The sequence below is a fragment of the Thalassospira profundimaris genome (genome assembly GCF_003326755.1).
Taxonomy (GTDB): domain Bacteria; phylum Pseudomonadota; class Alphaproteobacteria; order Rhodospirillales; family Thalassospiraceae; genus Thalassospira; species Thalassospira profundimaris_B.
The window spans coordinates 107,863-128,616 of record NZ_JPWH01000012.1 but is presented as its reverse complement, the minus strand read 5'-3'; the positions used below and the strand labels follow the sequence as shown (position 1 = coordinate 128,616).

19 protein-coding genes and 1 pseudogene are annotated in these 20,754 nt (G+C 56.2%); 11 read left to right on the top strand and 9 right to left on the bottom strand.

Features of this window, described 5'->3' with window-relative positions; translation table 11 throughout:
• Positions 1-7 precede the first annotated feature (7 nt).
• From TH25_RS15065 to xylB, 3 genes are all read left to right on the top strand, one after another.
• The gene (locus TH25_RS15065) at positions 8-943 is read left to right on the top strand and encodes an electron transfer flavoprotein subunit alpha/FixB family protein (protein WP_114089174.1); all 936 of its coding nucleotides are present in this window, start codon (positions 8-10) and stop codon (positions 941-943) included.
• A 35-nt stretch (positions 944-978) separates the two neighbouring features.
• The gene (locus TH25_RS15060) at positions 979-1,866 is read left to right on the top strand and encodes a 3-hydroxybutyryl-CoA dehydrogenase (protein WP_114089173.1); all 888 of its coding nucleotides are present in this window, start codon (positions 979-981) and stop codon (positions 1,864-1,866) included.
• A 163-nt stretch (positions 1,867-2,029) separates the two neighbouring features.
• Positions 2,030-3,502 carry a xylulokinase gene (gene xylB, locus TH25_RS15055; RefSeq protein WP_114089172.1) on the top strand — a complete coding sequence of 491 codons (1,473 nt, stop codon included), beginning with the start codon at positions 2,030-2,032 and terminating at the stop codon, positions 3,500-3,502.
• Positions 3,503-3,513: 11 nt separating this feature from the next.
• On the opposite strand, the gene TH25_RS15050 is transcribed toward xylB, so the two are convergent.
• The gene (locus TH25_RS15050; protein ID WP_114089171.1) at positions 3,514-4,068 is read right to left on the bottom strand and encodes a TlpA disulfide reductase family protein; all 555 of its coding nucleotides are present in this window, start codon (positions 4,066-4,068) and stop codon (positions 3,514-3,516) included.
• A 33-nt stretch (positions 4,069-4,101) separates the two neighbouring features.
• Between TH25_RS15050 and argH the strand changes: the two genes are divergently transcribed.
• The 4 genes from argH to TH25_RS15035 all read left to right on the top strand — a co-directional run bounded on the left by argH (position 4,102) and on the right by TH25_RS15035 (position 9,771).
• Positions 4,102-5,517 carry an argininosuccinate lyase gene (gene argH, locus TH25_RS15045; protein WP_114089170.1) on the top strand — a complete coding sequence of 472 codons (1,416 nt, stop codon included), beginning with the start codon at positions 4,102-4,104 and terminating at the stop codon, positions 5,515-5,517.
• Positions 5,514-5,672 carry a hypothetical protein gene (locus TH25_RS25085; RefSeq protein WP_181847646.1) on the top strand — a complete coding sequence of 53 codons (159 nt, stop codon included), beginning with the start codon at positions 5,514-5,516 and terminating at the stop codon, positions 5,670-5,672. Before argH ends, TH25_RS25085 begins: the two co-directional genes overlap by 4 nt.
• Positions 5,669-6,934: a diaminopimelate decarboxylase gene (gene lysA, locus TH25_RS15040; protein ID WP_114089169.1), complete on the top strand. Its 1,266-nt coding sequence runs from the start codon at positions 5,669-5,671 to the stop codon at positions 6,932-6,934. The genes TH25_RS25085 and lysA overlap by 4 nt, the downstream gene beginning before the upstream one ends.
• A gap of 158 nt (positions 6,935-7,092) precedes the next feature.
• Positions 7,093-9,771 carry a DUF4175 domain-containing protein gene (locus TH25_RS15035; RefSeq protein WP_258549177.1) on the top strand — a complete coding sequence of 893 codons (2,679 nt, stop codon included), beginning with the start codon at positions 7,093-7,095 and terminating at the stop codon, positions 9,769-9,771.
• Between the two features lie 136 nt (positions 9,772-9,907).
• On the opposite strand, the gene TH25_RS15030 is transcribed toward TH25_RS15035, so the two are convergent.
• Together TH25_RS15030 and TH25_RS25715 are read right to left on the bottom strand one after the other, a co-directional pair.
• A complete protein-coding gene (locus tag TH25_RS15030) occupies positions 9,908-10,540 on the bottom strand; it encodes a DUF3426 domain-containing protein (RefSeq protein WP_404969426.1) in 633 nt (210 codons plus the stop codon).
• Between the two features lie 102 nt (positions 10,541-10,642).
• Positions 10,643-10,738, bottom strand: a pseudogene (locus tag TH25_RS25715) (zinc-ribbon domain-containing protein); the annotation flags it as partial.
• Between the two features lie 356 nt (positions 10,739-11,094).
• Here TH25_RS25715 and ftsE point away from each other — a divergent pair.
• The 4 genes from ftsE to TH25_RS15010 all read left to right on the top strand — a co-directional run bounded on the left by ftsE (position 11,095) and on the right by TH25_RS15010 (position 14,699).
• A complete protein-coding gene (gene ftsE / locus TH25_RS15025) occupies positions 11,095-11,808 on the top strand; it encodes a cell division ATP-binding protein FtsE (RefSeq protein WP_114089166.1) in 714 nt (237 codons plus the stop codon).
• 66 nt (positions 11,809-11,874) lie between these two features.
• Positions 11,875-12,777: a cell division protein FtsX gene (locus TH25_RS15020; protein ID WP_114089165.1), complete on the top strand. Its 903-nt coding sequence runs from the start codon at positions 11,875-11,877 to the stop codon at positions 12,775-12,777.
• 190 nt (positions 12,778-12,967) lie between these two features.
• Positions 12,968-13,777 carry a YdcF family protein gene (locus tag TH25_RS15015; protein WP_114089164.1) on the top strand — a complete coding sequence of 270 codons (810 nt, stop codon included), beginning with the start codon at positions 12,968-12,970 and terminating at the stop codon, positions 13,775-13,777.
• Positions 13,778-13,886: 109 nt separating this feature from the next.
• Positions 13,887-14,699 (top strand): lysophospholipid acyltransferase family protein, encoded by an 813-nt coding sequence (locus TH25_RS15010; protein WP_114089163.1) that lies wholly within the window; start codon positions 13,887-13,889, stop codon positions 14,697-14,699.
• 105 nt (positions 14,700-14,804) lie between these two features.
• Here the strand turns inward: TH25_RS15010 and TH25_RS15005 are convergent, their stop codons facing one another.
• The 6 genes from TH25_RS15005 to TH25_RS14980 all read right to left on the bottom strand — a co-directional run bounded on the left by TH25_RS15005 (position 14,805) and on the right by TH25_RS14980 (position 20,668).
• The gene (locus TH25_RS15005) at positions 14,805-15,758 is read right to left on the bottom strand and encodes a DMT family transporter (RefSeq protein WP_114089162.1); all 954 of its coding nucleotides are present in this window, start codon (positions 15,756-15,758) and stop codon (positions 14,805-14,807) included.
• A 98-nt stretch (positions 15,759-15,856) separates the two neighbouring features.
• Complete coding sequence (locus TH25_RS15000) at positions 15,857-16,432, bottom strand: gamma-glutamylcyclotransferase (RefSeq protein WP_258549173.1); 576 nt, start codon at positions 16,430-16,432, stop codon at positions 15,857-15,859.
• 66 nt (positions 16,433-16,498) lie between these two features.
• Positions 16,499-17,395: a DMT family transporter gene (locus tag TH25_RS14995; RefSeq protein WP_258549172.1), complete on the bottom strand. Its 897-nt coding sequence runs from the start codon at positions 17,393-17,395 to the stop codon at positions 16,499-16,501.
• 167 nt (positions 17,396-17,562) lie between these two features.
• Entirely contained in the window at positions 17,563-18,564 is a 1,002-nt protein-coding gene (locus TH25_RS14990) for a prephenate/arogenate dehydrogenase family protein (RefSeq protein WP_114089161.1), read from the bottom strand.
• Position 18,565: 1 nt separating this feature from the next.
• Positions 18,566-19,663: a histidinol-phosphate transaminase gene (gene hisC, locus TH25_RS14985; RefSeq protein ID WP_114089160.1), complete on the bottom strand. Its 1,098-nt coding sequence runs from the start codon at positions 19,661-19,663 to the stop codon at positions 18,566-18,568.
• A gap of 36 nt (positions 19,664-19,699) precedes the next feature.
• Positions 19,700-20,668, bottom strand: coding sequence for a chorismate mutase (locus TH25_RS14980; RefSeq protein ID WP_258549171.1), 969 nt, complete (start codon positions 20,666-20,668; stop codon positions 19,700-19,702).
• Between the last annotated feature and the right edge of the window lie 86 nt (positions 20,669-20,754).

The window sequence follows — 20,754 nt, the reverse complement described above, 5'->3', positions numbered from 1 at the left end:
AGGTCCAATGAGCATTCTTGTTATTGCCGAACACGACAATACCGAATTGAAGGGCGCGACCCTTTCCACCATCGCCGCGGCCAAAAAAATCGGCGGCGACATTACGGTTCTGGTTGCCGGTGAAAACTGCGCTGCGATTGCCGATGCCGCCGCAAAGGCCGAAGGCGTTTCCAAGGTTCTGCTGGCTGACAATGCCGCCTATGGTCATGCCCTGGCTGAAAACCTGGCGGGTCTGGTTACGGAACTGGCCGGTGATTACAGCCATATTCTGGCTGCATCATCGACCACCGGTAAAAACTTCATGCCGCGTGTTGCCGCCCTTAAGGACGTTGCGCAGATTTCCGACATCATCGATGTTGAAAGTGCCGATACCTTTGTCCGTCCGATTTATGCGGGCAACGCCCTTGCCACCGTGCAGTCATCCGACAGCCTGAAACTGATTACCGTGCGGACCACGGGCTTTGATCCGGTGGCAGGCGAAGGCGGTTCGGCCAGCGTTGAAAACGTCTCGATTGCATCCGATTTTGGCAAGTCCAGCTTTGTCGGTCAGGAACTGACCGAGTCGGAACGCCCGGAACTGGCCGCAGCCGCGGTTGTGATCTCCGGGGGCCGTGGCATGGGGTCTGCTGAAAACTTCCATCTGATCGAGCCGATTGCCGACAAACTGGGTGCGGCCATTGGCGCATCACGCGCTGCGGTTGATGCCGGCTATGCCCCGAACGACTGGCAGGTGGGACAAACCGGCAAAGTTGTTGCACCGCAGCTATACATTGCGGTAGGCATTTCAGGTGCTATTCAGCATCTTGCCGGCATGAAGGACAGTAAGGTCATTGTCGCGATCAACAAGGACGAAGATGCGCCGATTTTCTCGGTTGCCGATTACGGACTTGTTGCGGACCTGTTCGAGGCCCTTCCCGCACTGGCGAGTGAACTCGACAAATAGTCATATCCTTTTTGGATAAGGATGAGTGGGGAACTATGGCTTCATTGGAAGATATCAAAACAATCGGCGTGATCGGGGCCGGTCAGATGGGCAACGGGATTGCCCATGTGGTCGCTCTGGCTGGTTATGACGTCCGCCTTCTTGACGTATCTGAAGAGGCGCTTGAAAAGGCGCTGGGTCAGATCGGCAAGAATATGGACCGTCAAGTCAGAAAAGAGATGATTTCGCAAGCAGACAAGGATGCGGCCCTGTCCCGGATTACCACCGGGGTGGAATATGCCTTCCTGTCGGATTGTGATCTCGTGATCGAAGCCGCGACCGAAAACGAAGAGATCAAAAAGCAGATCTTCAAGTCGCTGTGCCCGGTCCTGGGGCCGGATGCGATTATTGCGACCAACACCTCGTCCATTTCGGTCACGCGTCTCGCATCCTATACCGACCGGCCGGCAAAATTCATGGGCATGCACTTCATGAATCCGGTGCCGCTGATGAAGCTGGTTGAACTGATCCGTGGTATCGCCACCGATGAGGCAACCTACCGCACCATTCATGAACTGACGAAAAAACTGGGCAAAGACACGGCAAGTGCCGAAGACTTCCCGGCCTTTATCGTCAACCGCATCCTGCTGCCGATGATCAACGAGGCCGTCTATACCCTTTACGAGGGTGTAGGCAATGTGCAGTCGATCGATACCGCGTTGCGCCTTGGCGCAAACCACCCGATGGGGCCGCTGCAACTGGCGGACTTCATTGGTCTCGATACCTGTCTTTCGATCATGCACGTTCTGCATGATGGCCTGGCCGATACCAAATATCGTCCCTGCCCGCTTCTGGTCAAATATGTCGAGGCTGGCTGGCTTGGTCGCAAGGTGGGCCGTGGCTTCTATGACTATTCCGGCGACGAACCGGTCCCGACCCGCTAATCCGGGATCGAAAAAACATCAAAGGCCATCGTTTTCGGGACGATGGCCTTTTTTGTTGTGCCCGTCATTGGCACCATTGCCGAACTTTCACAATCAAAGAGGTTGATATTACGGGCTGAAGTTGTACTCCTGTAAACAATAAAACCAGTGGGAGGCAGACCTCATGTTCATGGGAATCGATGTTGGGACATCAGCCGTCAAGGCGCTGCTGATGGATGACGCATCCGCAATTGTTGCCGAGGCCGATATTGCCCTGCCGATTAGCAATCCGCACCCCTACTGGAGCGAGCAGAACCCCGCCGACTGGTGGGAAGCCACCCTGAACGCCATTGACCTGATTATGAAGGACAATGCGGGGGCGCTGGCAAAAGTCCGCGCCATTGGTCTTTCCGGGCAAATGCACGGTGCCGTGGTTTTGGGGGCCGATGATACGCCGCTGCGCCCCGCCATTTTATGGAATGATGGCCGCGCCAAAACCGAATGTGACGAACTGGAAACCGCCCTGCCTGGCCTGCCTTTGCGTGCAGGCGTGGTTGCCATGTCGGGCATGACCGCCCCCAAAATCATGTGGCTGCGCAAACACGAACCCGATGTATTTGACGCGATTCGCACCGTAATGCTGCCCAAGGATTATATCCGCCTGTGCCTGTGCGGGGAAAAGGCCACCGAAATGTCCGACGCGGCAGGCACCCTGTGGCTGGACGAGGAAAACCGCACCTGGAATGACGATGCCATTGCCGCAACCGGCCTTGACCGTGATCAGATCCCGGCCCTGTTTGAAGGCAGCGACCCCACCGGCACACTTCGTACTGACCTTGCCGAACGCTGGGGCATGGCAAAAAATGTGGTGATTGCCGGGGGTGGGGGCGATGCGGCAACCGGCGGTATGGGGGCCGGGGCTGTCACCCACGGATCGGGCTTTATTTCGCTGGGCACCTCGTCACAGCTTTTTGTCGCCTCCGACCGCTATCGCCCGAAACCGGAATTGCTGCTGCACAGCTTTGCCCATGCCATCCCGGATCGCTGGTTTCAGATGGCGGTGCTGTTAAACGGGGCCAGTTGCCTGGCCTGGATTGCAAAAATTCTGGGCGAAACCAATATCGGCGACCTTTTGAACCGCATTGAAGCCCAACACAAAAAACCGTCCGAACTGATGTTTTTGCCCTATCTCAGTGGTGAACGCACCCCGCATAATGACCCCTATGCCCGCGGGGTTTTCTTTGGACTTGGCACCGATACCGCACGCGAACATATGGCACAGGCGGTGCTGGAAGGTGTTGCCTTTGCCCTGGCCGATGCCCAATCCTGCCTGCATGCGGCGGGCACCTATTGCGAATTGCCCGGCGTAATTGGCGGCGGCGCGCGCAGCCTGTACTGGACGCAGATGATTGCCGATATTATGGGAACACCCCTTGCCCGCTATCAGGGCGGAACAAAAGGCCCGGCCTTTGGCGCGGCCCGCCTCGCCCGGCTGGCGCTGCGCGAGGGCACAATCGCGGAAATTTGTACCCCGCCCGCCATCGAAGACATTTTAACACCCAACCAAAACCGCCACGCCCAATACCAGCCCCGGCTGGCAAAGTTCCGCCGCCTTTATAATGCCCTGCGTGAGGAATATCAGGACACTGCCGGTTAACCTGGGCGGCGTCACATTTCGGTCAGCCGGGTGAAATAATCGATCACCGCCGGGTCCGTCCAGGGGGCAATGCCTTCAATATAACCGATAATATTGCCATCCCGCCCGATCAGAATGCTGGTTGGCAAACCGCGCACTTTAAAGGAACGTGCCATCACGCCTTTGGGATCAAGCGCCGTGTCTAGATTATGGATGTCGTTTTCTTTGTAAAACGCCTGCACATCCTGTGCCCCGCCCCGGTCCTGGCTGATGGCAAGCACCCGAAACGGTTTGTCGGCCATTTTATCGGCCAGTTCGTTCAAATCGGGCATTTCTTTCACGCAAGGGGCACACCAGGTCGCCCATAAATTGACCAAAAGCACGGTTCCCTGAAAATCTTTCAGGTCGTGAATATTGCCGTTTTCATCGCTAAACGCCGTTTTATCGGGTAGCGGGCCTGCATGTGTTGTGCTGTCAAGTTTGGAAAGTTCGTCAGGGACATCCACATTGGCAAAGGCAGGGCTTGCATAAATGGCAGATATGGCGACAATCACGCCAAGTTTCATATATTGAAGCAGTGGCTTCACAACAAACACCTTTCAGACCAAAGCGAAAACAACATGACCGACCAGACCTCTGCCGACCAGAAAAACGCCAACGCCCTGTGGGGCGGTCGCTTTGAAGCAGGCCCTTCCGCCATCATGGAAGAAATCAATGCTTCGATCGGGTTTGACAAACGCCTGTATGCCCAGGACATTCAGGGGTCCAAAGCCCATTGCGCCATGCTGGTCAAACAAAACATCATTTCGGCTGAGGATGGCGAGAAAATCATCGAAGGTCTAGAGCGCATTCTTCAAGAAATCGAGAGCGGCCATTTCGTGTTTTCCGCCGCCCTTGAAGATATTCACATGAATGTCGAAAGCCGCCTGCGCGACCTGATCGGTCCGGCGGCAGGCCGCCTTCATACTGGCCGGTCACGCAACGACCAGGTTGCCACCGATTTCAAACTGTGGGTACGCGACGTTGCCCTGAACGATCTTGAAGCTGGCCTTGCCGGTTTGCAGGAAGCCCTGATCGGCCAGGCGGAAAAACATGTTGATACCGTGATGCCGGGCTTTACCCACCTGCAGGCTGCCCAGCCGGTTACATTCGGCCATCATATGCTGGCCTATGTTGAAATGTTTGGCCGGGACCGTTCGCGCGTGGCGGACTGCAAGGCACGCATGAACGAAAACCCGCTGGGCTCCGCTGCCCTGGCCGGAACACCCTACCCGATTGACCGCCACCTAACGGCTGAAGCCCTGGGCTTTGACCGTCCGACAGCCAATTCGCTGGATGCCGTATCGGACCGGGACTTTGCCCTGGAATATCTCAATGCGGCCTCGATTACCGCCATGCACCTGTCGCGCCTGGCCGAGGAAATGGTGATCTGGTGTTCGGCCCAGTTCAAATTTATCGGCATGTCCGACAAATTCTCCACCGGGTCGTCGATCATGCCGCAAAAACGCAACCCCGATGCTGCAGAGCTGATCCGCTCCAAAATTGGCCGGATTGTCGGGTGTTATAACTCGCTGATGTTATCGATGAAGGGCCTGCCGCTGGCCTATTCCAAGGACATGCAGGAAGACAAGGAACCGGTTTTCTTTGCCCATGACCATTTGGGGCTGTGTGTTGCCGCCATGACCGGCATGGTCGCCGATATGAAGGTTTTTGCCGATAACATGCGCAAGGCTGCCGGGGCCGGTTACATCACCGCAACCGACCTTGCCGACTGGCTGGTAACAGAACTGGGCATGCCGTTCCGCGATGCACACCATGTGGTAGGGTCCACCGTAAAGCTGGCCGAAACGCTGGGCTGTGATTTGGACCAGATCCCGCTTGAAGAACTCCAGAAGATCGAGCCAAAAATTACCGCCGCCGTTTTTGACGTCTTGACCGTGGAAGCATCGGTTGCGGCGCGCAAAAGTTTTGGCGGCACCGCCCCGGAACGGGTGCGCGAGGCGGTTGCTACGGCAAAGGAAAGGTTTTTGAAATGAAAGATCTGAAAATGACCCGCCCGGGCACGCGCGCGCTGATTTTGGCGCTGGCAGTGACCATGGGACTGGCCGTTGCCGCATGTGGCAAAAAAGGCCCGCCTGAACCGCCAACGGATGCTGGCAAAGATTACCCCCGGAGCTATCCCAGCCAATGAACCATTTTGAATATGTTGATGGTGTTCTGAGCGCCGAAGGCGTTTCGATCCCTGACCTTGCACAGCAGGTCGGCACCCCGTTTTATTGCTATTCCACTGCAACGCTGGAACGCCATTACAAGGTTTATGCCAGCGCGTTTGACGGGCTGGATGCCACGGTGTGTTATGCCCTGAAGGCCAATTCAAACCAGGCCGTGATCAAGACCCTTGCCAAACTGGGGGCCGGGGCCGATGTGGTTTCGGTTGGTGAAATGCGCCGGGCCTTGCGTGCCGGTATTGCGCCGTCCAAGGTGATTTTTTCGGGCGTCGGCAAGGCCGATGCCGAAATGCGCGAAGCCCTGGAGGCCGACATTGCCCAGATCAATGTCGAATCGATCCCCGAATTGATCGAGCTAAACCGCGTGGCCCTGGATATGGGCAAAAAGGCCCGCATCGCGCTGCGCATCAACCCGCATGTCGATGCCAAAACCCATGAAAAAATCGCCACAGGCAAGGCCGAAAACAAATTTGGCATCGACTGGACCCGCGCGATTGAAGTCTATCGCGATGCAGCGGCTATGGACGGCATCGACGTTACCGGCATTGCCATGCACATTGGATCGCAGCTTACCGATCTGACCCCGTTCCGCGAGGCCTTTACCCGCCTGGCAGGCATGGTCGAGGAACTGCGCACCCACGGGATCGAGATTAAAAACCTGGATCTGGGTGGCGGGCTTGGCATTGCCTATCAGGGTGAAACACCGCCCCTGCCCGATGCCTATGGCCAGATGGTGCGTGAAACGGTGGGGCATCTTGGCTGCCATATCACCCTGGAGCCGGGCCGCCTGATTGTCGGTAATGCCGGGATTTTGGTATCGCGCGTCATGTATATCAAAGATGGCGAAGCCAAACGCTTTGTCATTCTTGATGCCGCAATGAACGATTTGATCCGCCCGACCCTGTATAACGCCTATCACGAAATCATCGCCGTAAACGAAGCAGGTGATGGGGATAAAATGGCAACGGTTGATGTGGTGGGTCCGGTTTGCGAAACCGGTGATACATTCGGCAAGGACCGCAAACTGCCCGACACCCTGCAACCGGGGGATCTGGTGGCAATCTGTTCGGCCGGGGCCTATGGCGCGGTGATGTCATCGACCTATAACACCCGTGCCTTGACGCCGGAAGTTCTGGTCAGCGGGGATAAATTTGCCGTGATCCGCGAACGCCAGTCCATCGACGAGTTGATCGGTCTTGATAAAATCCCGGGCTGGCTGGATTAAAGGCAACCAGCCCGACCCTCGCCAACAACATGAAGATGACAAAGGACCGTGAAGTGCGCGGTCCTTTTTCCATCTGCTCACGCTCTCTTTGCTTGACCTTGCGTATGAGGCGTCCAAACTGGGATGATTGGATCCACGACAGGACCGTTTGCGTGAATATGTTGGTCACTTCCGCCCGGCTGGAACGCCACCTTGCGATTACACGTCATATTCTGACGTGGGAAAAGGTGTGGCCGCGCCTGATCCCCGTGCTGGCGATTATGGCGTCTCTTCTCGGCCTGGCGCTGACCGGTCTTTTCGCTTTTCTCCCTCCGATCATTCATATCGCCCTTCTGGCCGTGGCCGTGATTGGCATTCTTGTCGGTTGCGTCTTTGTCTGGCGGGCCTGGCAGCCTCCCACCGCCTTCGAGGTGATGGCGCGCCTTGAGGCCGCCAATCATTTGCCCCACACCCCGATCCAGACCCAGCGTGATGCCATCCTGCCTTCCGACGATGCGCTGACATCCTATTTATGGCAGCGGCAATTGCGCGTGAACGCGGCACGCACCCGAAAACTGCATCTGCCGCGCCCGCGTGCCGTGCTGGCAAAAATGGACCCGTTCGGGTTAAGCGTTATTCCGGTTTTGCTGTTATTTGTTGGTATCCTGAGTGCCAATGGCAAATATGGCGACCGCCTTGCCTCCGCCTTTGACCCGATCGGGCGCCTTGGCACCGCCCAGTTCAACGCCAGCCTGTGGGTCACGCCACCGGCCTATACCGGCAAAGTCCCGCGCACCATTAATCCGGCTACCGAAAACAACATCACCTATGTCACCGCCAATGAAACCGGTTTTGCCGCATCCGGCACGCACGGGAACACGGCCACGCCATCAGGCGCAGTGTCCGGGGAAAGGCGGGTATCCCCGTCTGACGAAATTGATTACGGCTTTGGTACCTTCCGCAACACCGGCAACACCAGCCCCCAACCGGACAATGACAGCACCGCACAAAAAAATACAAACAACCACCATGTGCATTTGCGCGTTCCTGCCGGAACCGTGCTGTCGGGTAATATTGTCAGCGCCTGGAAACCTACCCTGATTTCGCCCGACGGACACGAACATACCCTGGGGGACGAAAGCGGCAATAACACCTATAGCGTGGCAACACCGCTTGATCAGCCTGGCGACTGGAATATCACGGTTTGGGGCACCAGCCGCCTGACCCTGAGCGTGGACATCATCCCCGATATGCCGCCGGTGCTGGCATTTGTCGCCCCGCCCACGGCAACCAAACGCGACCATGTGCATCTTGATTACATCGCCAATGATGATTACGGGCTGCGCAAACTTGCGCTTGTCGTGCGTCCACGGCTTGAGACAACGCCACCCGCCCTGTATGGCCGGACCGATGCCATGACCATCGACCTGACCGGGCCACATGCCAGCGATGACGTCAACGATCGGCCCGCATCGGGCAATAACGGGGCCGCAAACAATGCGGCCACGACAACGACACCCGGGCAACCTTCTGGAAGTGCTGAATATTTGCCGTCCGTCAACAATTTGCACGGACCCTATTTTTTAAATATGATCGCCCATCCCTGGGCTGGTTTACCGGTTAATTTGCAACTGGTCGCAACCGACAATGCCGGGCAAACGGCCCAAAGCAATATTCAGTCCATCGTTCTGCCGGAACGGGAATTTACCCATCCCGTTGCCCGCAAGCTGATTGATATTCGCAAACGTCTGCTGCGCTACCCTGAACGGGCCCGCGAATGGCGCGACAGCCTTTATCCGGTTTTGAACGCCCCGCAGGCTTACGGGGGCGATATTGGCATTTTCCTGGGGCTGTCGGTGGCAACAGCCCGGTTGTCCGCACATCTCGATGACATTGCCTATCAGCACAATGTGGGCGACCTTTTATGGCACATTGCCGAACAAATTGAACGCGGCCAATATGGCCAGGCCGAACGCAACCTGATCGAGGCCGAGGAAAACCTGCTCAAGGCCCTGTCCAACCCCGATATCAGCGAACAGCAAATTTCCGACCTGATCGAACAATATCGCCAGGCCCTGAATGACTATATGTCCGCGCTGGCCCAACAGGACCAGCCGCAAAAATCGAAAAATGCCCCGCTTGGCAAAATGATCGAACAACAGGACCTGTCGCGCGTTATTGACCAGATCGGCGATCTGATGAGGTCGGGCGCGCGCAACGAGGCCCGAAACCTGATCGAACAATTGCGCCAACTGGTTGAAAACATGCAGATCAGCCCCGAAGGCCAGGGGTCCGACATGGCCCGCCCGCTGCGCCAGATGCTCGATGGCATGCGCGACCTGGCACGCCGCCAGCAGGACCTGATGGACCAGGGCGACCAACGCAGCAATGATGCCCCCAGCAGCCAAAACCGCGCCCGCAGCCAGCAACAGCTTTCAGATGATGCCAATGCCCTGACACAAAATGAAAGTTTTGACCGCTTTGGGCAAAGCAGCGGCCTGCAAAGTGCCATTGACGCCATGAAACGTGCCACGGAGGCACTGGAACACGGTCGCCAGCACGAGGCCCTGCAACAGCAGCAACAGGCCCTGCAAAGCCTGCGTGATGGCATCGGTTCGCTTGGCCAGGCGCTTGAAGGTCTTAGCAGGATGATGCCGTTGCTTGATGAAATGGGCAGATCGGGCCAGCGCGACCCGCTAGGACGCCCGGTTGATGGTGGCAGTGGTGTTCGCATCCCCGATGCCGACACCCTGAACCAAACCTGGCGCATCCTTCAGGAATTGCGCCGCCGCTCCGGTGATCCGCAACGCCCGAAAATCGAACATGACTATATCGACCGGCTACTCAAGCGGTTTTAAAGCGATGTGTCTTTAACGGCAAAAACCCCGAAGCATTGTCCCGGCAAGACGCTTCCCTGATAAACAAGACAAGGCAAAACAAAACAGGCGACCCTGATAAAAGGCCGCCTGCCGATAATCCAACCGAATAAAAATCTTATTGGTCAACCGCCTCGCGCGGGTCAAGGAAGGTAACTTGCAGGCGCGTTGCCGTCGGGTTCGGTTTGCGAATTTTGGTTTCCACATTCAGGCTTTTGCCAACCGGCAAAATCTGTTCCTGAATCGGGGCACTGGGGTCACTCTGAACCGCACTTTCGTCATAAATCAGGGCGACCTTTTTACGCTGCACCACACGATCCAGCGGATCAAGCAGCTCGATCAGCAAATAGGGCAAAGGCCGGTCCACACTGCTGACATTGACGATTTCCGCCCGTACCACCAGCACATCAACGCCGTCTTCCTCTTCACGGGTTGGCGGCATTTCCTTGATATCAAGGCCTTCGCCGACATGAGGCACATTCAGCCCCACCATCGAATAAACCTTGGCAATCGGCGGCCAAAGATTGATCAGCGTATCCTTGGCAAAAAAGGCCCCGGCCCCCACACCAACCAAAACCAGAATCAGAATGATCCAGCCGATAATGCCTTTTTTCGATTTCGGCGCAGCAGTTTCCTGTTCGGACAATTGACGCGGAAAGGGCGGCGGATCGGGAATGCGGTCCGCCCCTTCAAAGCCCGGATCGACATCACCATTATACGGTGCGCCCCCCGCATCACCGGTTTGCGACATCGCATCCTCAAAGGAGGATGGCGCGCTTTCCTGTGCCGGTGATGGCGCGGGTGCTGCCGGTGCCGCCGGTTTTGCACCGGGCGGGTCCTGATGCCAGCTATTGCCGCAATTCTTGCAGCGTACAGTTCTGCCTTTCGGGCCAATTGACTCGGCCTTTACAGAGTATTTTTTAGAACATTCTGGGCAAGTTATGATCATTGCAAACCTGGCATAAAGCTGTCAGCAGCTGGAATTCGGACGCAAGGGATACAGTAAAAACAGCCGACGAACACCCCCCGCTTTTCGTCGTCCTATACTATATGTAAATAGCGCCGATTTAACAGACTGTTAAGTAAAGATAACAGAAGCTCGCCCCGGCGGGGAATAAACTGCGCTTTAAATCACCTCACAGAAGGGAAAAACACGCCTTCGGGCACCAATTTTTTATGTTAAAACAGAGCCATGCCGTCTTTTGCAAGGTCCGGCCTGGCAAATCCACGCATTTTTAAGGCATTTTCGGATATAAGGCTGTTTGTGCCATCATTGCGGGTCGCCCGGTCCCGAACACCACCGGGATGATCCCATTCGCAGTCAGGAGGACGCAGGTGAACGAAGTTGTCAGTTTTCGCAATGTCGGGGTCCGGTATGAATCGGGACCGGAAGTTCTGCGTGAACTGAATTTTTCCCTGACACGCGGCAGCTTTCATTTTTTAACCGGGGCATCGGGTGCGGGTAAATCGACCCTGATGCGCCTGCTTTATCTGGCGCTGCGCCAGACCCGTGGCGAAATCACCATTTTTGGCCGTGACAATATCCGCATCCCGCGCGACGAATTACCCGCCATCCGCCGCAAAATCGGCGTGGTATTTCAGGATTTCCGCCTGATCAATCATCTCACCACCTTTGAAAATGTCGCTCTGCCGCTGCGTGTGGCCGGGGTGGAAGATTTGCAAATCCGCAAAAACGTGACCGAGCTTCTGGAATGGGTAGGTCTTGGCGACCAGATCAACGCGGTGCCGTCGCGCCTGTCGGGCGGGCAGCAGCAGCGCGTTGCCATTGCACGCGCCGTGATCAGCCGCCCGGCCCTGCTGTTGGCCGACGAACCCACCGGCAATGTCGATGACCGCATCGCCATGCGTTTGTTATACCTGTTCGAGGAACTCAACAAGCTGGGTACCACGGTTCTGATCGCCACCCATAACCGCAACCTGATACGTCGTTTCGGGCACAAGCACTGGCTGCTGGAAGGTGGCACCATCCACGACCTTGACCATCGCCCGCAGACATAAACCAACACAACGCCCGCCCGCAGGCGCAAACCGATAAAGACCCAAAACAGGATATAACCAGGCATTATGGCATTCCGTTCACGCCCTTCGCATTTGCCCCTTGAGAACGATTCCTCAAGCCGGTTTTTGCCCAGTATCGTTGCACTGATGGTGGCATTGCTGACATTTTCCATTGTCGGCCTTGCCGTGCTGCACGATACCGTGGGGCGCTGGGCCAGCCAGATTGATGGCAGCCTGACCATTCAGGTCCCGCCAACCGGGCTGACACAACTTGATCCCAAGGACCGTGAAGCAGCCCTGGAAAAACGGGTGCAATCCATTATTGATACCGTATCGGGCCAACCGGGCATTGCCCGCATTGCCGAGCTTAGCCCCGATAAAATGGCAGAATTGCTCGAACCGTGGCTGGGTCCCAATGAAATGATCAGCGACCTGCCAATTCCCCGCATTATCGAAATCACCCCCAAAAGCGGCTTTGATTTTAGCGTGCTGGAAGCAACCGTTTCACGCACCGCGCCTGAGGCCGTGCTGGATGATCATCGCATATGGCTAGAACGCATCAGCGATGTGGCCGTCTCGGTGGAAATGGCGCTGGTCGCGCTCATTGGCGTTTTGTTTGCCGCAACCGTCCTGTCGGTGTTTTTTGCCACCCGCTCCGGTCTTTCCATTCATCGCTCCATCATCGAGCTTTTGCATCTGATTGGTGCGGCGGACAGCTATATCGCCAAACAATTTGCCCGCCATTCCATGCGGCTGGCGTTTCTGGGCAGCCTGATTGGCATTGCCATCGCCCTGCCGGTTTCGATCCTGATTGGCTATCTGGGCTTGCGCGCCGGATGGCAAATTCCAGACAATCTTCATTTGCCGCTGTTTTTTGTTCTGGTTCTGATGGTGCCGGTGGCAATTTCGGCTGTGGCCTGGTTAACAGCAAAACGCACCGTGCTTCGGGTATTGCGAAAAATGTTATAAGCACAGCATTGATTTAAGGGTATTTTACCCTCTAAACTTTGCCAGAAAACCTGCCTGGTCCTGCCAGACAACCCCACCCAGAATATGCGTAAATACGCATCCGCGCTTTAGCGACACTGATGTGTCCTGCAAATAATTACGGGAGACCCAAGATGCGGCTGCGTCCCGGCGCCGATAAAGGCACACCGGAATGAAAAAGAAACGGACTGCCCCCCGATCGATCCAGAATCGTCGTCGGTCACGCCGCGTGCGTTTCCTGTTTTCGACGCTGATCATGCTGGCTGTTATCTGGTCATTCGGCTTTTTCTGGTTTGTCTCGCAAATTCCCGACCGGGTTGCCAATCCGTTTCAAAAGACCGATGCCATTGTCGTGCTGACCGGGGGCAGCGAACGGTTAAGTGAAGGCCGCCGCCTGCTGGCTCGACACCTGGCCAAAAAGCTTTTTATTTCAGGTGTCTATCGCGGGGTGGAGGTTGACGAGCTTTTGAATGCCGGCAATGCGGACCTCGATTTGGTGGCCTGCTGCATCGTTTTGGGTCATATCGCCGAAAATACCCGTGGCAATGCCATTGAAACCGCAACCTGGGTTTACAAACAGGGTTATCGCAGCCTGCGCATCGTCACGGCCAATTACCATATGCCGCGTTCCTTGCTGGAATTTCATAACCTGATGCCCGATGTCGAGATTGTGGCCCACCCGGTTTTCCCGGAAAATGTCAAAATCGATGACTGGTGGCGCTGGCCTGGCAGTGCCGCGCTGATTGCCAGTGAATATAACAAATATCTGTTTGCGGCCTTGCGAAACAAAATTCTTCAGTGGTTTCCCGCAACACGGCGTAGTATGCCGCCCGCACCCGACATGCCGGTAGACGACAGCCAGTTATCGGCGGGCACCCCGATGACACCGGCAAATGCCCCGGCTGGCCTGCCTGATCGCTCCGCGGCACCCGACGCAAATGCCGCGCCCCTGCAGCCCTTAAATGCGGCGGGCCGGGGATAATCGGCCACGGCCCTTGGCGGCTTCGCCGATATGAAGCATTTGTTTCACATTACCGGCAAAACCCCCTAAAAGACCAAGACGCAATGTATCTGGCTTAAAGGACGTAAAGATGAGCACATTTCGTGCCCTGATTTTCAACATCCTGTTTTTTGGCGGCACCGCAGTTGAATGCCTGGTGTTATGGCCTTTCCTGTTTTTTGGCCCCAAAATCGGCCAGAAAACCGGGCGTTTCTGGTGCAAATGGGTTCAGTGGCTGCTGAAAATTACAGTCAAACTTGAACCGCGCGTGCTCGGCGAACAGCACCTGCCCGAGGGGCCGTGCATTCTGGTTTCCAAACACCAGTCCGCCTGGGAAACCCTGACATTTCATACCCTGCTGCATGACCCGGCCTATATCCTGAAAAAGGAACTGATCAGCATTCCTGTCTTTGGGCTTTTTCTGAAATATTCCGGCCAGATCCCGGTCGACCGTTCCGCCGGGGGATCGGCCCTGAAGGACATGATCAAGGGCGTGGAAGGTGCGCTGAAACGCGATGCAAGGATCGTGATTTTTCCCGAGGGCACACGCACGCCGCCGGGTTCGGACCGCCCTTATCATCCGGGGGTTTATGCCCTTTACAAGGCATTCCCCAATGTTCCGATGATTCCGGTTGCCCTGAATTCCGGCATGTTCTGGGGGCGGGCAAAATTTATGAAATATAGCGGCAAGGTGACACTGGAATATCTGCCGCCGATGGAACCGGGCCTGGATCGCAAAACATTCATGCGTGAAATCAAACGCCGGATTGACGAACGCACCCGCGAGCTGGAAAAACTGGCGCAAACCGAATTCAACCTGCCTGCCCCACCGCCCACACCGGGCATTGATGAGGGTGCCGGGCCAAACACCGGCAAAGACGCCCGCGATCACAGCACGGCATAAAACATCCCGAACCAGATGCCGCAAAGGCCGGTCAGCCCCCCTGACCGGCCTTTTTATCATTTTATTTCCGACCAGAACGCCAAGCAACGGCCATGCAAACGCCAGCTATTTTGCCGGTGCAGGTACCGCAACCCGCCGGGTGGCGCGCCAAATACCTACCGCGATCAGGGCAATGCCGCCCAGATGATACAGGTGCAATTCCTCGCCCAGGAAAATAACGGCCAAAACACTGGCAAAGGCGGGCATCAGATACAAAAACACCCCGGCATTGGCCGCGCCCACCATGCCAACCCCGCGATTCCAGAACAAATACCCCAAAAAGGCAGGCCCCGCGCCAATATAGGCAATTTTCACCATGTCCGGCCAGGCCGGGTTCTGCCAGGTAAAATAGGGGTCGCCATTAATCAGAATGCTCCAAAGATAAATCGGGGTCAGATAGAGCATCCCCACCATGATAGAGCCGAAAATAAGACTGAATGGATGAATGCCGCGCGGGGCATATTTCAGCAACATGGAATAGGCCGCCCAGATCATGGCCGAAATCAGGGCGAATAAATCCCCCGACACAAAATTCATTTGCAACAAGACGTTAATATCGCCCTTGGCAATAATCACCGCCGTGCCCAAGCCCGCGACAAGAACGCCAACCCATTGCTGCAAACGCGGTTTATCGGCCGTTAACAGGGCGGCAAACAACAATACCCAAATCGGGGTGGTGGCATTCAAAAGGCCGGTATTGACCGCCGTGGTGTTATAGGCCGCCAGATAAATGGCAATGGTAAACAGGAAAGTCCCGGTCGTGCCGATCAGAAAAATGATTTTCCAGTTTTGCCACAACACGGCCCAATCCCGGCGTAAATGATGCAGGCAAACCGGCGTTAACAACAGCAAGGCCACCATCCAGCGCCAAAAAGCCAGGGCTGGCAAAGGTACGCTGGCATTGACCCCACGTGCCACCACATGGTTTGACCCCCACATCAAGGCACAGGCAATAAGCAGGATATAGGCAATAACGGGAACGCCCCCGGCCTTGCCCGTTGCTGTCGTAACGTGTGACATTCCGTCCCCCAATTTTCCCGGAAACTATATTTTCGGGTGTCTCCCCGTCAGTCCGGGTTTGTTTATTGTGCCGCTGCTGTCCCGCCATCCGGGACCGATCAGATACCGGCCCCCATATTCAGTTCGCCATATTCACGGCGCACCAGATCCATCAGGTCATGCAGGGGCGGGTCAACAATGCCCATCATGTCCAGATGATGAACCGTATTTTCCAGATATTCCAGATTTGGGCCAACACTGCCATGCGCGGCAACGATAATTTCCACCGCCTCGCGCACCGGCAGGTTTCCCGCATATTGCTGATGGGTGGGATCGGCGACATAGGTATGCGCAATCACATGGCGGCCATCGGCCAGTTCCACCTCGACATCGGCGGGGATATAGGTGTTTGTCACCAATTCGCGTTCATCCAGATAGGCTTTGACCTCGGGCCATTTTTCCGGTGCGATGCGAAAGGCATTGCCCACACATTCGCCCCCGGCATTCAGGCCCAGGACCAGCCCCGGATTTTCCGGCGTGCCACGATAATGATGCGAATAAATACAAAAAGACCGGTGATACCCCCGCAGCAGGGCACGCGCACGTTCGACAAAATCAAAGCCCGGCCGCCATAACAGCGAGCCATAGCCAAAAACCCATTTTTCCTGATTTTGTATCTGTGTTTCGTCTGCCAACTGGTTTTCCCCGCTGCTGGTCTGGCCGCGTTTGAAAGGTTCCAAAAAATGTTTGATACCTGCAACCTAACGCTTTGCCATTACCAATGCCACCCCCAGTGCCGCCACGGCAAAACCGGCCAGCCCCATAAAGCCGATATGTTCATCAAACAGCAACCACGCCAGCGAGGCCGCCGTTGGCGGCACCAGATAAAACATGCTGGCAACGCGGGTGGCTTCGCCCTGTTTGATCAAGACCATCAACAGCATGATCGCGCCAATCGACAAAACCAGCACCAGCCAGGCCATGACCAGCACAAATTCCATCGTCCAGTCGATATGGAAACTTTCCCCCGACAACAGCGCAAAGAGACCGACGGTCATGCTCGCGGCACAATATTGAATAACGGTTCCGGTCCGCAAATCCATGCCGGTGCAAAACCGTTTTTGATACAGTGTGCCCGCCGTCATGCCCAACAGCGCCCCGACCGCCAGCAAAATACCCAGCGGCGTTATGCCCGACCCACCGCCAATTTTGGGGCCCAGCACCAGCCCGACACCGACCAGCCCCAAAGCCAGCCCCATCCATTGCCGACGGGTCACATGTTCCCCCAAAAGCGCCCCAACGACCGAGGCCGTTAAAACCGGCTGCATCCCCACAATAAGAGCAGACAAACCGGCTGGCAGCCCCTGGGCAATGGCGGCAAAGACCCCACCCAGATAAATGCCATGCACCAGCATCCCGGCAACAGCGATATGCAGGACGTCACGCAGGCGTGCGGGCCATTTTGCCCCCATCACCCATACCACCGGCACCATGACGACAATAACAATCAGAAACCGCGTGAACAAAAAGACAAACGGTTCCGCATAAGGCAGACCAAATTTCGCACCGATGAATCCCGTGCTCCAGAGGAACACAAAGACAAATGGCATGAAGCGGGCAAAAGCCGGATGACTGGAAACGTTTTTGGCAAATGCCATAACACAATCCTGCTGGAATATCTCGCCAGGGCCAAAACCGGGCAGAAGACTTCCCCCGGTTCCGGACTACATATCAGACGACGTTTTTAAAAAGTGAGGTGCACAAACCTGGCCCGCGAACCACCCCGTAGAAATACCGGCAAGCAACGCGCCGCCAGTGCCTCATCCTATTGACTGGAAACAGGAGCGGGCTTTGCGCCTGCATCGCCCGTTTTTTTGCTACCCGTCTGATCCGCCTGGCGGTCTTCACCCTCGGCCGAGAAATTGGTGAAATACTGCCCGGCATCAACAATGCCGCGGCGAATTTCGCGGGTGCGCGAAAACAGATCAAACAGCTTGTCGCCCTCGCCCCAGCGAATGGCCCGCTGAAGCGCCATCAAATCTTCCTGAAAACGCCCCAGAACTTCCAGCACCGCTTCGCGATTGTTTAAAAACACGTCGCGCCACATGGTCGGGTCGGACGCGGCGATACGGGTGAAATCGCGAAAACCCGATGCGGAAAACTTGATCACTTCCTGACGCATCGCATCTTCAAGGTCGGTTGCCGTGCCAACAATGGTATAAGCAATCAGGTGCGGCAAATGCGAGGTAATGCCCAAAATACGGTCGTGATGATCGGCATCCATACATTCAACGCGCATCCCGCAGGCTTCCCACAGGGCCTGAACTTTGGCATTGGCCGCATCTGGTACACCGGGGATGGGGGTTAAGATACACCAGCGGCCTTCAAACAATTCAGGAAAGCCCGCATCGGGGCCGGAATGCTCCGTCCCGGCCAGCGGATGGCCGGGCACGAAATGCACCCCTTCACCCAGATGCGGGGCAATATCGCGAATAACCGCCTGCTTGACCGAACCCACATCCGAAACGATGCAGCCCGGTTTCAAGTGGCCTGCCAATTGTGCGCCGACGGTTTCATTCACCCCGACCGGCACACACAGCATGACAAGGTCCGCGTCTTCGACAGCTGAAGCAATGTCGCAATAGGCATAATTGGCAATGCCAAGTTCCAGAACCCGGTCACGGGTGGCTTCGGAACGCACGGCACAGCTAATGGAGCCTGCAAGGCCGTCGCGGATCATGCGGCGCGCCAGAGAGGAACCAATAAGGCCCATGCCAATGAATGCAACTTTGTCAAACAGCGGGGTCGTCGATACGGAACTGGTCATTTTAATTCGCTATAAAATCTTTAATTGTCTGCAGACAGATCTGCATTTCTTCCTGGGTGCCGATGGAAATACGCAACATTTGCGGCAGGCCATAAGCCCCGATTTTGCGCGGGATCACCCCACGCGCCATCATGAATTCATTCGCGGCATCGGCGTTTTTGCCGTCAACCTGCGAGAATTCAACCAGCACGAAGTTGCCATAGGACGGATGCGCCTTAAGGTCCGAAAGTTTGTTGATTTCCTCGCGGAACCATTCGCGGGTTTCCGCATTGTGGCGCACGCAGGCATCAACAAAATCATCGTCCTCAAGGGCGGCAACACCGGCTTCCTGCGAGGGCAAACCGACATTGAACGGGTTGCGCAAACGCTGCAGCACATCGGCAATGGCAGGCGGCGCATAACACCAGCCCAGACGGATCCCGCCCAGACCATAAATCTTGGAGAAGGTGCGCGTCATGACGGTATTGTTACCCGCCGCCACCAGTTCGGCCCCGGCGGTATAATCTTCCTGGCCGGTCATGAATTCGGCATAGGCGGCATCCACCACCAGCACGATGTCTTCGCGCAGGCCCTCGCGCAGGCGTGCAACCTCGGACGAGGTAATATAGGTACCCGTCGGGTTGTTGGGGTTGGCGACGAACACGATTTTGGTTTTTTCGGTCACGGCGGCCAGGATGGCATCGACACTGGTGGTCATGTTGGTTTCGGCCGCCGTTACCGGCACCGCCCCCACACCCTTGGCCGCGATGGGATACATCAAAAAGCCATGCTGCGAATAAAGCACCTCGTCGCCCGGCCCGGCATAGGCGCGGATCAAAAGCGTGATCAGTTCGTCAGAACCCGCACCACACACGATCTGGTCAAATTCCAGATCATATTTTTCGGCCAGTTTGGCACGCAACAGGTCGCACCCGCCATCGGGATATCGATGCAGTTTGGCCGCCGATTTCTGCAATGCCTCAACAGCCTTGGGGCTGGGGCCAAGCGCGCCTTCGTTTGACGAAAGCTTGATCACGCGGGCCGCACCCGCAGAGCTGGATTTACCGCCAACATAAGGGGCAATATCAAGAATACCGGGACGGGGGGTGGGCGCAGTCATAACTGGAAACTCCCTGGGGAAAGTGTCGTATGGTCGTTACATTTCGTCGGCAGGAATGGGTACGCCATAGGCCCCCAATACCCGCACATCACCACATTTCAAACCGTAATCCAAAAGGGTGCGTTTAAAATTTTCGCCCTGATTACAAAGGAATCCCGGCACATCAACAAGAACAAAAGCGTGACTTTCGCCCTCGGGCGCAAAAACGCCAAGGATTGCCGAACCGGGGCTGGCTTTGGCAAAATTTTTGCGCAAGCTGGCTTCATCACCGTGCTGTTCCACCTTTACGACAAACAGAGTGCGGTCATCACCACTTTCTTCAAGCTCGATCGCGGCCAGAACAAAGCCTTCGGTATCCTCACCACGCCCGACCGGGCGGCCGCCAAAGGGCAGCTTGGACACCACCCGCACCGCACTATCGGGCGCAATTAACGGCCACCAGGAATGTCCTTCGCCCGGCACCGGCGCGGGAAACACTCCGACAGCCGCATGTCCCTCTTCCAGGGCGTGAATGGCCTCAAGCTGGGTATCAAATTCGATAATTTCATTCAGGCAGCCAAAATTAAGGCGGGCGAGTTCCCAGCAATCCTGCCCGTCGGCATCGCGGCACAGGGCGACGGTATAGGGCGCTTCCAGGCGGGTGCCTGCGGCAATCAGTTCACGCCAGATCTGGATCAACGCGGTTTTTGGAAAGGCGCCTTCATGGCTGCGCACCAGATTGCGCATAATGCGCGCCTCGCGCGCCGGGCGATAGGGCACACGCACTTTGCTGCCCTGGGCAATTTGCCGGTCCTTGAACGCACCCACCGCCTGCACCACACGGGTACGGCGAATGATCAGGTCGTGCATGGCGCGGTCGATCTCGTCGATTTCCGCCCGCAACCCGTTCAGGTCAAGATTTGCCAATTTTTCGTCGATTTGCGCCATGATCCACTCTTTTGCCAAACGGCGCTCAGTTTTAGGGAACTGCCCGGCATTTGCAAAGAAAAGATTGACTAAAAGCATGCCTGTTCCTAACTGGAACAGTCAAAAAAACAGGCGAAGCCGCAATTTGGAACTTCACCGTTGCCCTACAAAGGAATACAGCGTCC